Source organism: [Clostridium] fimetarium, from assembly GCF_900111235.1.
GTDB classification, from domain to species: Bacteria; Bacillota; Clostridia; order Lachnospirales; family Lachnospiraceae; genus Clostridium_N; species Clostridium_N fimetarium.
Genome location: NZ_FOJI01000002.1, coordinates 346955 through 361501, shown reverse-complemented (window position 1 = coordinate 361501; position 14547 = coordinate 346955). Strand labels below are relative to the sequence as shown.

Annotated in this window: 17 protein-coding genes; all 17 read right to left on the bottom strand. The window is 33.8% G+C overall.

Features of this window, described 5'->3' with window-relative positions; translation table 11 throughout:
* Position 1: 1 nt before the first annotated feature.
* Positions 2 to 2041: a flagellar biosynthesis protein FlhA gene (gene flhA, locus BMY18_RS03995; protein WP_092450800.1), complete on the bottom strand. Its 2040-nt coding sequence runs from the start codon at positions 2039 to 2041 to the stop codon at positions 2 to 4.
* A gap of 34 nt (positions 2042 to 2075) precedes the next feature.
* On the bottom strand, positions 2076 to 3194 hold the full coding sequence (flhB, locus tag BMY18_RS03990; RefSeq protein WP_330385930.1) for a flagellar biosynthesis protein FlhB: 1119 nt from the start codon (positions 3192 to 3194) through the stop codon (positions 2076 to 2078).
* A gap of 2 nt (positions 3195 to 3196) precedes the next feature.
* Positions 3197 to 3973, bottom strand: coding sequence for a flagellar biosynthetic protein FliR (locus BMY18_RS03985; RefSeq protein ID WP_092450798.1), 777 nt, complete (start codon positions 3971 to 3973; stop codon positions 3197 to 3199).
* A 6-nt stretch (positions 3974 to 3979) separates the two neighbouring features.
* On the bottom strand, positions 3980 to 4249 hold the full coding sequence (fliQ, locus tag BMY18_RS03980) for a flagellar biosynthesis protein FliQ (RefSeq protein ID WP_330385929.1): 270 nt from the start codon (positions 4247 to 4249) through the stop codon (positions 3980 to 3982).
* A 139-nt stretch (positions 4250 to 4388) separates the two neighbouring features.
* A complete protein-coding gene (gene fliP / locus BMY18_RS03975; protein WP_092450795.1) occupies positions 4389 to 5192 on the bottom strand; it encodes a flagellar type III secretion system pore protein FliP in 804 nt (267 codons plus the stop codon).
* A 14-nt stretch (positions 5193 to 5206) separates the two neighbouring features.
* The gene (locus BMY18_RS03970) at positions 5207 to 5572 is read right to left on the bottom strand and encodes a flagellar biosynthetic protein FliO (RefSeq protein ID WP_092450793.1); all 366 of its coding nucleotides are present in this window, start codon (positions 5570 to 5572) and stop codon (positions 5207 to 5209) included.
* Positions 5573 to 5575: 3 nt separating this feature from the next.
* Complete coding sequence (locus BMY18_RS03965; protein ID WP_092450791.1) at positions 5576 to 5938, bottom strand: response regulator; 363 nt, start codon at positions 5936 to 5938, stop codon at positions 5576 to 5578.
* A gap of 115 nt (positions 5939 to 6053) precedes the next feature.
* Positions 6054 to 7280 (bottom strand): flagellar motor switch phosphatase FliY, encoded by a 1227-nt coding sequence (gene fliY / locus BMY18_RS03960; RefSeq protein WP_092450789.1) that lies wholly within the window; start codon positions 7278 to 7280, stop codon positions 6054 to 6056.
* A gap of 1 nt (position 7281) precedes the next feature.
* Positions 7282 to 8265 (bottom strand): flagellar motor switch protein FliM, encoded by a 984-nt coding sequence (gene fliM / locus BMY18_RS03955; RefSeq protein WP_092450787.1) that lies wholly within the window; start codon positions 8263 to 8265, stop codon positions 7282 to 7284.
* Positions 8266 to 8307: 42 nt separating this feature from the next.
* Complete coding sequence (locus tag BMY18_RS03950) at positions 8308 to 8847, bottom strand: flagellar basal body-associated FliL family protein (RefSeq protein ID WP_092450785.1); 540 nt, start codon at positions 8845 to 8847, stop codon at positions 8308 to 8310.
* Positions 8848 to 8918: 71 nt separating this feature from the next.
* A complete protein-coding gene (locus BMY18_RS03945; RefSeq protein WP_092450783.1) occupies positions 8919 to 9116 on the bottom strand; it encodes a flagellar FlbD family protein in 198 nt (65 codons plus the stop codon).
* A 214-nt stretch (positions 9117 to 9330) separates the two neighbouring features.
* Entirely contained in the window at positions 9331 to 10638 is a 1308-nt protein-coding gene (locus BMY18_RS03940) for a flagellar hook protein FlgE (RefSeq protein ID WP_207647421.1), read from the bottom strand.
* Positions 10639 to 10724: 86 nt separating this feature from the next.
* Positions 10725 to 11138, bottom strand: coding sequence for a TIGR02530 family flagellar biosynthesis protein (locus tag BMY18_RS03935; protein WP_092450781.1), 414 nt, complete (start codon positions 11136 to 11138; stop codon positions 10725 to 10727).
* A 36-nt stretch (positions 11139 to 11174) separates the two neighbouring features.
* On the bottom strand, positions 11175 to 11720 hold the full coding sequence (locus BMY18_RS03930) for a flagellar hook assembly protein FlgD (RefSeq protein WP_170841285.1): 546 nt from the start codon (positions 11718 to 11720) through the stop codon (positions 11175 to 11177).
* A 32-nt stretch (positions 11721 to 11752) separates the two neighbouring features.
* Positions 11753 to 13276: a flagellar hook-length control protein FliK gene (locus BMY18_RS03925; RefSeq protein WP_092450777.1), complete on the bottom strand. Its 1524-nt coding sequence runs from the start codon at positions 13274 to 13276 to the stop codon at positions 11753 to 11755.
* A gap of 21 nt (positions 13277 to 13297) precedes the next feature.
* Positions 13298 to 14077 carry a MotE family protein gene (locus tag BMY18_RS03920; protein ID WP_092450775.1) on the bottom strand — a complete coding sequence of 260 codons (780 nt, stop codon included), beginning with the start codon at positions 14075 to 14077 and terminating at the stop codon, positions 13298 to 13300.
* A gap of 2 nt (positions 14078 to 14079) precedes the next feature.
* Complete coding sequence (fliJ, locus tag BMY18_RS03915) at positions 14080 to 14538, bottom strand: flagellar export protein FliJ (protein WP_092450773.1); 459 nt, start codon at positions 14536 to 14538, stop codon at positions 14080 to 14082.
* Positions 14539 to 14547 lie beyond the last annotated feature (9 nt).

Here is a 14547-nt window from a genome sequence, read left to right as displayed (position 1 = left end):
ATTATGCCGTCACCATCCCCACTGATTGTAATTCAACATTAGATTCTACTTCGTTATATGAAACAACTATGATATCTTTAAAATAATCAAAAGCTAATTTTTTAAAATACATACGCACAATTGGCGATGTCACAATAATAGGATTCTTGCCCAAATCTTCAAGCTTCTTGAGCTCATCACCAAGCGATTTCATTACTTTTTTCGTTTTTTCGGGATCTAATGTCAAATATGCCCCTTGCTCAGTTTGTTTAACTGATCCCATAATTTCCTGTTCAATAGAAGGATCTAATGTTATCACATTAGTGATCTCATTTGGTGGGAAATATTTACTTGATATTGCTCTTTTTAAACTTTGTCTTACATATTCTGTTAGTATATCTGTATCTCTTGTAACTGATGCATGATCTGCTAGTGTTTCAAATATTGTAACCAAATCTCTAATTGATATAGCTTCTTTCAAAAGATTCTGCAATACTTTCTGAATTTCACCAGCTCCAAGGATTTTAGGTATCAGCTCATCAATAAGCGTAGGATTATTTTCTTTCACATTATTAATAAGATTCTGTACATCTTGTCGAGTAAGTAACTCATCAATATGCTGTCTTATGATTTCTGTCAAATGAGTTGCAATAATTGACGGAGGATCTACCACAGTATATCCACATGACTCCGCTCTTTCTCTTTGACTTTCAGTAATCCAGATAGCTGGAAGATGAAATGAAGGTTCAAATGTTGGTATTCCAGTTATTTCTTCTTCAACATAACCTGGGTTCATTGCCATGTAATGATCAAACAAAATCTCGCCTTCGCTTACTTGTATGCCTTTTATTTTAATTACATATTGATTCGGATTTAACTGAATATTATCTCTTAAACGAATGATTGGCACAACTGCACCAAGTTCAAGTGCAACTTGTCGTCTTATCATTACTACTCTATCAAGTAAATCACCACCCTGATTAACATCTGCAAGTGGAATAATTCCATAACCAAACTCTAATTCTATTGGATCTACTTTTAAGAGTGAAACAACATTTTCGGGTCGCCTAATTTCCTGTGCTTCTGCATCCTCTTGACCGGACTCGCTTTCAATCGCTTGTACACCCTGTTTTGCTCCAATAACACGACTAAGTGCTATCATAGCACCACCCATTGGGATGAAAACGAACCAGGGCAAAGGTGTTGCAATACCAAGGAAAATGAGGGCAATACCAACTATCATCAAAACATTGTCCATTGCGAATAATTCACCAATAATTGTATCTGAAAGTTCAGTTTGACTGGATGCTTTTGTAACCAAAATACCAGTTGATAAAGATATTAAAATTGATGGAATCTGATTTACAAGTCCATCACCAATCGTAAGCATCGTATATTTTTGCATAGCTGTCATAATATCAAGGCCTTGTCTAGTTACACCCATTATAAGGCCACCCACAATATTAACACCTACTATAATTAGGCCTGCCGTAGCATCACCTTTTACATACTTCGTTGCACCATCCATAGATCCAAAGAAACTAGCTTCTTGCTGAAGTTTCTTTCTTCTTAAAGATGCTTCTTTCTCAGTAATTGCACCAGTATTCAAATCCGAATCAATTGCCATCTGCTTACCTGGCATAGCGTCTAGAGTGAATCGTGCGGTTACTTCTGAAACTCTTTCAGAACCTTTATTAATTACAACAAACTGAACAACAATCAATATAATAAAGATGATTACACCAATAATCAAATCGCCACCACCTACGAACTCACCAAATGTCTTAATGACATCGCCAGGCTCTCCCGTACCAAGAATTAACTTAGTGGATGAAACATTCAAAGAAATACGAAATATTGTTGTAAATAGTAGAATTGTTGGAAATGATGACATGTCTAACACTTCTTTTGAAAAAAGTGCATTAAATAAAATTATCATTGCAATAGCAATATTAAAGGCTAACAAAACATCCAACAAAGCTGCAGGAATAGATATAATTAAAAAGATAACCGCTGACATAATGTACAGTCCCAACCAAAGGTCATTCTTCTTTATATTCATAGCTATTCCTCCTTTCAGTATATGTTATATGTAATTATTTATTTTTAAGTGTAAATACAAAAGCTAACACTTCTGCAACCGCTTGATATAATTCATTTGGGATTTCAGCTCCAATATCAACATTATTATATATAAGTCTTGCTAACGGTTTATTTTCCACTATCTCGATTTTATATTCTTTTGCTTTTTCTTTAATCTGTAAAGCCAGATAGTCCGCACCTTTTGCTAGAACGACTGGTGCTTTTCCTGAATTGGCTTCATATTTTAATGCTACTGCAAAATGCGTTGGATTCGTAATTACTACATCAGCTTCTGGGAGTGCCTGCATCATTCTTCTTCTTGAAGCTTCCTGCATCTTCCTCTTAATCTGACCCTTAATCTGTGGATCTCCTTCAGAATTTTTGAATTCATCTTTGATTTCCTGCTTACTCATCATCATGTCATTTTTAAACTTATGCCTCTGATAAAACAAATCTACGAAACCGATAATTAAAAAAATTATACTTATTCTAATTCCTATATCAGTCACTACGTTTCCTATTATTCCGAGTGCTGTATATAATGGAACATCATAAAAAGTGAATAATAAGTACATCTTATCCTTAATAGTAGTATATACCACATACATGATAATGCCTACCATTGCTATTGATTTCAAAAGTTCAACAACCTGTTTAAAAGAAAACATTCTTTTAAATCCACTCAACGGGCTTATCTTGTTTAATTTGGGCTGCAAGGGTTTTGTGGAAATCTTCCATTTTTGCTGCAATACATTTCCTAAAATAGCAATTGTCATTGCAACTGCAAATATTGGAATAAGCATAATTACAATATCCAATAATGCGGCCTGAAATAAGCCTAAAACCATATCCATTCTCACGCCGCTAGAACTATCGCGGACAAAGGTTCCAATCATTCCATAAAATTCATCAAAACACTTAACAAATCTTAGTCCCAAAGTTGATATATAAACTTTAATCAATATAAAAATTGACAGAAGAGAGATTGCCGTTATAATTTCTTTACTTTTTGATACTTGGCCATCTTTTCTTGCATCATCCAACTTCTTGGATGTAGCTAGTTCAGTTTTTTCTCCTCCAGGTCCGTCTTTTGCGAAAAACTGAAGGTTGTAATTAATCATCAATTTATCCAATTCTAACTCATTCCTCTAACTAAGCTTGCCATAATCTCTTTGATTTCAATATATATAAAATTAGAAACTGATGAAAGCATAACAATAACAACAAATATAACAGCAATACCTGTGAAAATTTTAAGTTGCATTCCAACAACAAACATATTCATCTGTGGTGCAATCCTTGCTAAAATTGCCAATATGCAGTTCAGTAATAAAATAGCTGCAAAAACTGGTAATGCAATTCTAAAACCAATTACGAAATAGTCGCTCATAAACCCAATTACGGTGTCATACAACGAAATATTAAATTTAACTCCTCCAATTGGAATAACATTGAAGGTATCAATAATTGCGGTTACTAAGTATCTATGAAGTCCTGATACGATAAGTAAAAGCATCAAAGTATAATAATACATATTACCCATAATACCGACTTGCGCTTTTGTTGTTGGATCGAATAAACTTGCCATCGACAATCCAATATCCAAATCAATCATTCTACCTGCAAACATTATAATCTGAACGCAAAACGATGTCATAGCACCTAATAATAGCCCTACTACGCTCTCTTTAATGACAATTGCAGTAAAATCAACCACGCCTGCGTACTCATATGTAACTTGAGGTCCTAACTGAAATACGAGCATAGCTAGAATAAGTGAAAAACCTATTTTAAGCCTTTGAGGCGTGTTAGCAGTATTAAAAAAAGGTGCTGCATAAACAAACGTAGCAAGCCTCATTAATATCAAGATATAAATTTCAAAATCTTTTAATGCTATATTATAATTAATCATATTATTTTACCTTATATACTGACTAAAATTAGACCACAATTGTGTCATATACTCTACAATAGTATTCATAAGCCATGATCCCATAAGCATTAACGCTATAAATATAGCAAGAAGCTTCGGTACAAATGAAAGCGTTTGCTCTTGAATTGATGTTAATGTTTGAAACAAACTTATTACCAATCCAACGATCATTGATACAAGTAGAAGAGGCATCGAAGTCTCAATAATAACCCATATTGTATTTCTTGCAATATTAATTACATCCTGTTGTGACACGATAGCCCTCTTCTCTTGATAATAAATATGATATATCCTCTAAAACGAAAGATATTTCCCAGCCAAATTAAAATAAGCGGGGAAATACTGCAATATCACTTTAATTTAATTTGGTAAAAATTTCAACATAATAAAAATATCAGTAAAAGGTAGATACTAAATTTCCAATTATTAGATTCCAACCATCAGCCATAACAAACAATAGTATCTTAAATGGCGTAGATATTGTGGTTGGCGGCAACATCATCATACCCATCGACATCAAAGTCGACGATACCACCATATCAATAACAATAAATGGAAGATATATAAGAAATCCTATAATGAATGCGATTCTTAACTCGCTTATTACAAAGCTTGGTATTAATACAGTTAGTGGTATATCATCATCTGTTTGAATTGAACCAGCTTCTGTTTTGTTAATATTAAGAAATGTATCTAAATCTTTCTTAGATGTTTGTTTTAACATAAATACTCTAACTGGTTTTATACCAGTATCAAATGCTTGTTGTACCGTAATCTCATTATTAGATAATGGCAATATAGCACTATCATAAATCTGTGTAAATGTAGGTGCCATAATGAAAAAAGTCAAAAATAATGACAACCCAATTATTATCTGATTCGGTGGAACTGTCTGTGTACCAATTGCAGCTCTTGTAAAATGTAACACAATTACAATTCTCGTAAAAGAAGTCATCATAATCAAAATTGAAGGTGCTAGTGAAATCACAGTTAATACTAAAAGCATCTGTAATACACTTGACATATCACTTCCGTCACCAGCAGAAATACCAACGCTAATTAAATTATTATTAGAGCTCGTTGCAATTTCTGTAGCACTAGCTGAACTAGAAGTAATTATACTTACAGCAGATATTACAACTAGTAGTAGTAATATTTTAACAATTGGCTTTCTATACTTATTAAATAATCGTAACATATATCACATCCCGCCTAATCTTCTGGCTTGTCTTTTTTTAACTTATCTAAAATATCTTTGAAGTTTGGAATCTTAAATTCATTAGACGCATTCTTAAACACTAAGTCTTCTGCATTTAAATCTCCCAAATACGTAATTGTATCTTTACAAACTGATATTGCAAAATACTTTTCACCTATTTTAATAATCTGTATATATTTTGAATTGGAAATCCTGAAAGTTTCCAATACTTGAATGTTATTACCAGCCAACTTTGTTTTCTGATAATTTCCAACAAACTTCGTAGTGAAATAAGTCAAAGCGAGTACTAATATAAACACTATAGATATTGTCAGTAACTGTACAAGAGATTCGGATCCAATTGATGAAAGAGTAACCATGTTTTATCCAACTACTTTCTGTACTGCCTCAATAACTCTGTCTGCCTGAAATGGTTTTACGATAAAATCTTTCGCTCCAGCCTGAATTGATTCGATTACCATCGCTTGCTGGCCCATTGCTGAACACATAATAACAGATGCATTCGGATCAGCAGCTTTGATTCTCTTAAGTGCTTCAATACCATCCATCTCGGGCATTGTGATATCCATCAGAACCAAATCTGGTTTCACCTCAGCATATTTTTCAATAGCCCTGATACCATTTTCAGCCTCGCCTGCTATATTATACCCGTTCTTAGTAAGAATATCTTTTATCATCATTCTCATAAAGGCGGCGTCATCACAAATTAAAATATTCTTTGCCATAAAATTCTCCATTCACAATTATTTTTATCATTTCATATCAACATTATACACTAAAATTCGATATATTCCTACATGTTTTTTTTGGTATTTCAATATTATAAAATCCTATTAATTATCATTTAATAATCTCTATGATTCTAACGCCAAAGCTTTCTTCTATTACCACTACTTCGCCTTTAGCGACGAATTTTCCATTAACCAAAATATCAACGGCTTCACCTGCTATTTTGTTAAGTTCAACAATCGTACCAGGAGCAAATTCTAAAATATCCTTAATTGATTTCGTCGTTCTTCCTAACTCAACCGTTACTTCGAGTGGTACGTCCATAATTAAATCGATATTCTCTTTTTGAGACAAGGAAACCAAGTCACCAGCAAATGGTTGAAATGAAGCTGGTTGAACATTAACATCTGACTGTTGAAAATACATTGGTTGCGCATATCCCGTATTCGGCTGTTGCATCTGTTGTTGCTGTTGCATCTGTGGCATCTGTTGCATCTGTGGTTGTTGCTGTTGCATCTGTGGTTGCTGCTGTTGCTGTTGCATCTGTGGTTGCTGCTGTTGCATCTGTGGCGCTTGTGACTTAAGTGGCTGTGGTGTTTTCACTGCATCAGCTTTTTTTGCGGATGTTCCATCCGCACTAAACATTCCAATCAATTCCTGAGCAAACTCAATTGGATATAGTTGCATAATTTCACTATCAATCAAATCACCTATCTGCATCTTAAAAGCAACTTTCACAAATGGTTTATTTAAAAATCCAGGCACATCTTCTGCTGAATCAGCGTATATTTCCACTAATTTTGCAATTGGAGGACTAATGTCGATTTTGCGTTTAAACATTGAAGACATTGACGTAGCCGCTGAACCCATCATCTGATTCATAGCTTCACCAATTGCACTTAAATGAAGTTCACCAAGAGGCTCATTTTCATCGATCTGGCCAATTCCACCCATCATAATATCAGTAATAATTTTTACGTCATTTTCTTTTAAAACAAGTACATTTGTACCATCAAGGCCTTCTTTATAGGATATTTGCAAAAACACACATGGCCTATCATAAGCTCTAGCCAAATCATCCCATCTTGCAATGGAAACGGTAGGTGTTGTAATACTAACCTTTTGGTTCAGTAATGAGCTAAGAGTCGTTGCTGCTGTTCCCATGCTAATATTAGAGATTTCCCCAACGGCGTCCTTTTCACTATCGAGCAATGTATATTCTTCATCCTGCATCAAACCATTATCATCAGAATTATTTTCAGGTGCAACACTATCAGAATCTGTATTCATACCACTTAATAATGCATTTATTTCGTCTTGAGATAACATTCCGTCCATATTATTTGCTCTCCTCTCTGATTATTTCTGTTATTCTTACGGCATATTTTTCATTTGAATATCCTGGTAACGCACCAAATTTTTCTATGTTTCCAACATAAATTTTCAATTCTTTATCAACCTGTTTATCTAGTTTAATAATATCGCCTACTTGCAGGTTTACGAAGTCTGAGACCGCTATTTTACTTGTACCAAGCACTGCTTTTATAGGTATTGGTGCTTTTGAAATAACGGCTTCGATTGCATCTTCGTATGTAGCGTCATCCTTTTCTTGCATAGTTGAAAACCAATATTTCGTATTAAGCTTGTCCATAACGGGTTCTAGCGTTGTATATGGCAAACACAAATTGATCAGGCCTTCGACAGCACCAATTTTTAGATTAATTGTAATAATTGCAATTGTCTCACTTGGAGAAATAATCTGCGCAAACTGAGAATTGGTCTCAATACGTTCTAATCGTGGTGATATCTTAACAACATTTTGCCATGGTTCCTGCAAAAGATTGACACAAATCGTAAAAATTCTCTCTAATATTGTAAGTTCAATTTCAGAGAAATCTCTAGTTTTTTCAAGAGATGTACCATAGCCACCAAGCAGTCTGTCAACTATCGCAAATCCCAAATTAGATGCCATCTCCATAATAATACTACCCTTAAGCGGTGAAATTTCAGCAACTCCTAAAAGTACTGGATTCGAAAGTGCATTAGAAAATTCAGAGTAAATAACAACTTCTGAATTTACAACCTCTACATTCACTGATTTTCTTAAATAGGCAGGAAGATTAGTAGCTAACAGTCTTCCAAAATGCTCAAATATTATTTCAAGCGTTCTTAAATGTTCTTTTGAAAACTTTGATGGTCTCGCAAAGTCGTAATTCTTAACTTGCTTTTCTTTGGAGTTTCTGATTTCTTCAACATCAAGTTCTCCACTATTCAAAGCCTTCAGGAGGTTATCTATCTCATTCTGCGATAAGACCTCACTCATTCTTCCTCACCTCCTAATCAAGGTATTCATTAGCGATACCTATTATTGTACTACTAAGCCCGTAAATGAAACCGAATATACAATATCTGACTGAAACATCGTATCTTGTAAATATGTAAGTATTTGTTGTTCCATATTAGCCTTGTTAGAAAGTACAACATTGAAAGAATATGACGAAACGACTTTGTTAACTTCACTTACAATTAGATTCATACCATTATCAACATTCGCTCTTAACTTAGTGTAGTCCTTTGAGTTTTTGTTCAATGAAAGTGCCACACTTACCATTGATTGATGCACTTTACCTGCATCATCTAATAATGAAATTGTGATTTTTGTTGTACCATCAGAAAGTTTAACATCAATAACTTCTAGGTCACCTATACCAACCGTTGTTGAATCACTGTGAGTAGCACCCGTTGAAGTTGTTCCAACATCTAAGTCAATTATTCCTGCAATCTTAGAAATAAAGTCATCTGTTTTTTGAGATGTAGAAACAAGCGAAAATGTTAGTAATACTGTAAGTATTAAATTAATAAGAACCAATGCTAAAGTGATTACATTAAGAAAACTTTTCTTCATATATGTATCCTTCCTAACTTATATTGTCTATTATTTGTAATTGTGTGAAATTACCTATTCTAATCATAAATCTATTTAAAAAACACGCCTCGAAATATGTTGTTTTTGTACTCAATGATCCTGGATTTGATGCTTTCAGCGCTCTCTTTGACAATATATTTACGTCCATTTGCTAGCGTAATCACTGTATCCGGAGTCTCTTCTACTGTCTCTATAAGATCTGCATTTACTAAAAATGTTGAATTGTTAAATCGTGTTACTTCAATCATATAACTTTCCTCCATTTTATTAGCAAAATTTGGCATATTCCACTATATACAGTGAAATACACGCAATACAATCAATATATATATTAAAACACCTTTAGTCAATTATTGCAACAAAATCATTCAAAATGATTGCTTTTTTTATGTTTTACCCCACTATACTACACTGCCACCTAACGGGAATCCCCTCTAGGTGGCAGTGTGAAATTCTATTCAATTATCGTTTAAGATTTACAAGTTCTTCTAGCATTGTATCGGATATTGTAATAATACGTGAATTTGCTTGGAACCCTCTTTGTGTTGTAATCATTTCAGTAAATTGAGCTGAAAGGTCAACATTTGACATTTCCAACTGACCCGAGTTAATACTACCATTATTAGCTGTAACATCATCACCAATACCATTAAACAAACCAGAGTTAAGTGTCGCAGCATATAGATTATCGCCAGCCTTCTCAAGACCAGATGGATTAGAAAAATTAGCTACGGCAATTTGGCCTAAAACCATTGTATCTCCATTCGTGTAACTAGCAACAATAAGACCTGAAGTATCAATTCCTACAGCAGACATCTTACCAACTTTTTTTCCATCCTGAGTTTTTGTCAAACTAGTTGCATCACCATATGTTTTAATACCTGAGGTATCAAGCGCAATATCTCCAATTTTGGTTGCAATATCTTTGAATTTTCCTGATGCAATTTCATCGGCTGTCAACGCACGAGTTGTAAAAGACATTTTAAAATTTGAAGTCGTCGTTAAAATTTGACCTGTATCAGGATTAAATTTTAAATCAGCACTATCAAGTGTTCCAACAAGATTAGTTCCAATTCCATTCGTTGATGTTATCGCACCAACTGACAAAGTGTAATTGGATGCATCAACCTGCTTTATATTAACAGTTGCAAGATACTCATATCCCAGGCTATCATAAAACGTAATACCAGCCACAACCGTTCCATTTTTAAACGATGGATCACTACTATTTAAATTGCCTGAAAGAGTCGCTTTTGTAGATGCTTCTGGAGTTGTATAAGTAAATGCATCTCCCTTAACTTTTAATGCTGAAACTTGATCTTTAACAATATTACCAGAAGCATCAACTTGCCACCCCATTACACTAGCACCACCCGATGTTACCAGATTACCTGCTTCATCTGTTGTGAAATCTCCAGCTCTTGTAAAGTAGTTTCCTCCACCGCTGTTAACTACAAAAAATGAACTGCCTGATAATTTCAAATCAAATGGGTTATCGGTTCGTTGTGCTGCACCTTCCGTTGCAATTGAAGTTGAAATCGATCCAATTCCTGAACCTAGACCAATCTGAATAGCATTTTGACCACCTTTGCCCGTTGCTGCATTAGGACCTGATGCTGTTTGTGTTGTTTGGTAAAATACATCACTAAAGGTTACTGAACTTGCTTTGTATGCCGTTGTATTAACATTGGCAATATTATTACCTATAACATCCATTTTTGTCTGGTGAGCCCTAAGGCCAGAAACTCCAGAATACAATGATCTCATCATAACTTTTTTCCTCCACTCTAATAATTAGAATGATCCGTAACATGTCTTATCAAGCATTCAAAGACATACGCTCCCTTTCGGTCCAGCTATATAATTACGGCACCATCTATATTGGTATATATATTTTCTTCATCACTGCTTTGATTCATTGCAGTTACTACTGTATTATTTTTTGTGTTGACAATAAATGCTAAATTGTCAAGTAATACTAATGATTCTTTTATTCCCTTAGTGCTGGCTTTTTGGGCTCCATCCTCTAACCTTTGCAATTGTTCATTCGTCAAGCTTATATTTCTATCAGATAATCTTTCGCTTGCATGTTTTGAAAACTTTAATTCTTGTGTAGCATCTGTTTGACTAGATTTTATATTATTTTGCGTTTGCTGAAGTATCTCCAGAAATGATGTTTGTTCTGATTTACTATCAGTGTTCTTAGTCTTTGTAAGATACTGCCCTGTTACCTGCTCTATAGAAGGGAAACTATTGCTTTTTATCTGCATCCGCATACCCCCGTTCCTAGTAGGCTTTAACTGGAATTATTTCGTTGTAGTTCCAGTTGTTCCTGTTGTATTTGTTTTTGCTGTTGTATCAACATAAACGCCACCAATAGGTGTTTTTAATTTACCATCATTTAGATAATACTTTTTATAAAAATCATCATTTACTAAAGAATCCATGTCATCAATATCATATAAATTCCCATTAACACCTAAATATGTCTTTCCATCTTTATTAACAATTCTTTCAACCACTCCACCTATGTAGTTCTCTTCACCTGATTCTGATTTTGTCTTAATTACAACTGTTGATCCTATCAATGCATTTGCTTTTGCACTCGTCATTGACTCACTTACATTTTGTAACTCTTCTACTTGTGAAAATGTAGCCAACTGAGCAATATACTCTGTATTTGAGGCTGGTTCTAATGGGTCCTGATATTTCATCTGCGCTACAAGTAACTGTAAGAATGCATCTTTATCCAATGCAGAGTTTGATGCCTTTGCAGTTGTTGAATTCAATGTTGTATTATTACTTGAATTTTGAACTGATCCATCTTTATTAATTCCTGCTGTAGTTGCCATAATCATTTCTCCTTTCATATACGTTCTTTTATTTATGCTGAATATTCCACACTACTGTCATTGCCTTTTAGCATGTGCATAATGCGCCTTTCTTCATCAGAAAGTTCTTCATCTAATAAATCTTCAATGCTGTCAAGGCTAAATGGTTTGTTTGTTTGTTTTCCACCGCTTTCTTGATTTGCATCATCTTTACCAGTATTTCGATTGTTTTCAAAACTGTGGCTTGCAATCGTTACTTCAACTGCTTCAACTTTAATGCCTTGGTTGTTTAAATTCTCTTTCAAAACGCTCAGTTGATTTTCAATGGCTTTTTTTACGGTTTCATTTTCCGCAGTAATCTGTGCTGTTATTAATCCATTTTTTGCTACTATAGTAAGATTGATTTTTCCAAGATTTTCTGGATTAAGCTGTATCTCCATAGATGAAAGCTCTTGTGTAACTGTAACTTTAGCAGCTTCTACAATCTGATTAATTACATCTGCTGTATTGATTTTACCTGCATTTTCAACAACAATGTTATCAAATGCACCTTGAATACTCTGCGTAAGATTATTGGTTATTGTGTTAAATTGCTGATTTTTGCCACTCGATTCATTATTATCTTTTGACCTTGAACCATCGCTTTGTTGTTCAGTCGCTACTGTTACTTTTGTTTCAATAACAGATTGTAAATCATTTTTGGGCTGTTCATTACTGTTCGGTTTTACTGTCTCTTGATTATTGATGTTCTTTAACGCATCTTCTGATTGCACTTTTATAACACTTACATTTTCATCAACCTGAATCTTGTTTCCTTCACTGCCTGCTGCTTGCTCTTGATTTGTATTCTCAGAATTATCAATAAAAGCTTTCAATTCATCTAAGCTTATATTCATGTCCTTTGCCAAACTGCTGACCTGTGTATTAACAAAATCCATAACTGATTTTAATTGCTGCGATAACCCACTGTCTGTAAGTAATGATAATGCATCTTGCGTCCCTGTGATTTCACAAACAAGATTAGTTAGATTAATTGGTTTTAATAAATCTTGCATTGTAATTCCTAGATTTGCCAAAGCTGTTTCTAGTTGTTCATCACTAATTCCAAACGTTTTTTTAATTTCATCCTTGATTTCTTTAATCATACCATCAATCTTGTCATCATCAACATTTTCTGATTTGTTATTATCTGTCTTGTTGATTCCCTTACTTACGTCTTTGCTATTTTCAACATCTTGATTGTTTTTAATGTCATTATCATTTTTAACGTCTTTATCATTAACATCTTTATTAGCGTTTTTATTAACGTCTTTATTATTTTTAACGTCTTTATTATTTTTAATGTCATTATTATTTTTATCGTTGTTAACTGCTGTTGAAATAGATGAATCAATCTCGGATGCTGTAGTATGCTTTGATGAGGTTTGGGTTGATTTGGTGTCTACGTTTGATGAAATAGACTGCTTCATTATTTTCTTAAAATCCAGACCATTATTATCAGTTTTTAGCGCAAATTTAAAACTGCTGTCTTTCGTTGAAGCTAAATTGCTTGAGCTGGATATGCTCGAACTTACCATCGTGTCTCCTCCTTTCTGAAATTATTCAGGATACATGATTTTCGTAATCTTAGCAGCAAACACTGTATCCATCTGCGCTAAAATCAAGGCTCTTTGGGGCGTTTTCATATTTAAAAGGATTGCGGATACTAAGTTCATATCACCTGTCATCTCTTGCAAGATTGCAGCCGCATTTTTAGGCTCCATCTTTGAATATGCTTCGGCCCAATCCTTAACCTGCTGAGTATAGTTAATCTTTTCTAAAACTTGCTGATAAATTGTTGCTGCATTTGCTGAATCAATAGATTCATACCAAGTCTTATACTGTGTTATATCGGGTGCTTTTGCATTAAAAACAACCTCATCATCAAACTTTTTTTTCAATGCTTCAAAATTTGCTTGACTATCTTCAAAAGTTTTAAGCCTAGATACTTCTGCCGTAAGTTCTGCTATCTTATCAGCACTATTAGTAGATGAATTTTCATATGTATTCAGTTCCTGTTCCAATTCTTTTATTTTTGCAAGCGCTTCTGTAAGATTCTTATATTTGGTACCAGATTCTACCGCTACCTCTTGGTCTGAAGCAGCCGGAAGAATCTGATTAATAATAGGCACATTTTTAAGCAATGGCCTAAGAACAGTACTTCCAAACCCGCCCACATCCATTTTGATTAACAAACCAAATATAACAAGCCAAATAGCAATAATGAAAGTTGCTATCAGAATTGCAGGAATTTTCCCGCCCTTTTTTTCGTCTTCATCTAGTTCATCATTTTCCAGATTATCTACATCAAGTTCTTCTTTTGACTTTTTCTTCGCCATTACTATTCACCTGTTTCTCTAATGTTATCATTGTAGTTAAAACTTACAAGTTCATCGATTTCTTTTTTTTCTTCCGAATTTAAATCTTTCATGAAAACTTCAAAGGAATTTTCTTTCAGCTTTTCATATGTTTTTCTTTCTTTCATAGCACTATTTAATCTGTTACGCGCTAAATCAAGATTTTTTTCAGCAACTTTAACTGTTACCATTTGCTTCTTAATCATATCTTTTGTAATATCAATTGCACTATTACATCTTTGAATGGCAGGAATATCAAGAATTGCTTTTGATAATTGTCTGTATTGTTCCTCATAATCCAGTCTTTTTTGAATAAGATTTTTTAATTTTGATTCTTCAGCATCAAACTTATTAGATGCTTCTGCATAAGCTGTTTTGGATTGTGTTTCCAAGCTAACCTTAATACTAAGAATATTTTGCAATTTATATAAAAATTTTGCCATAATAAACCT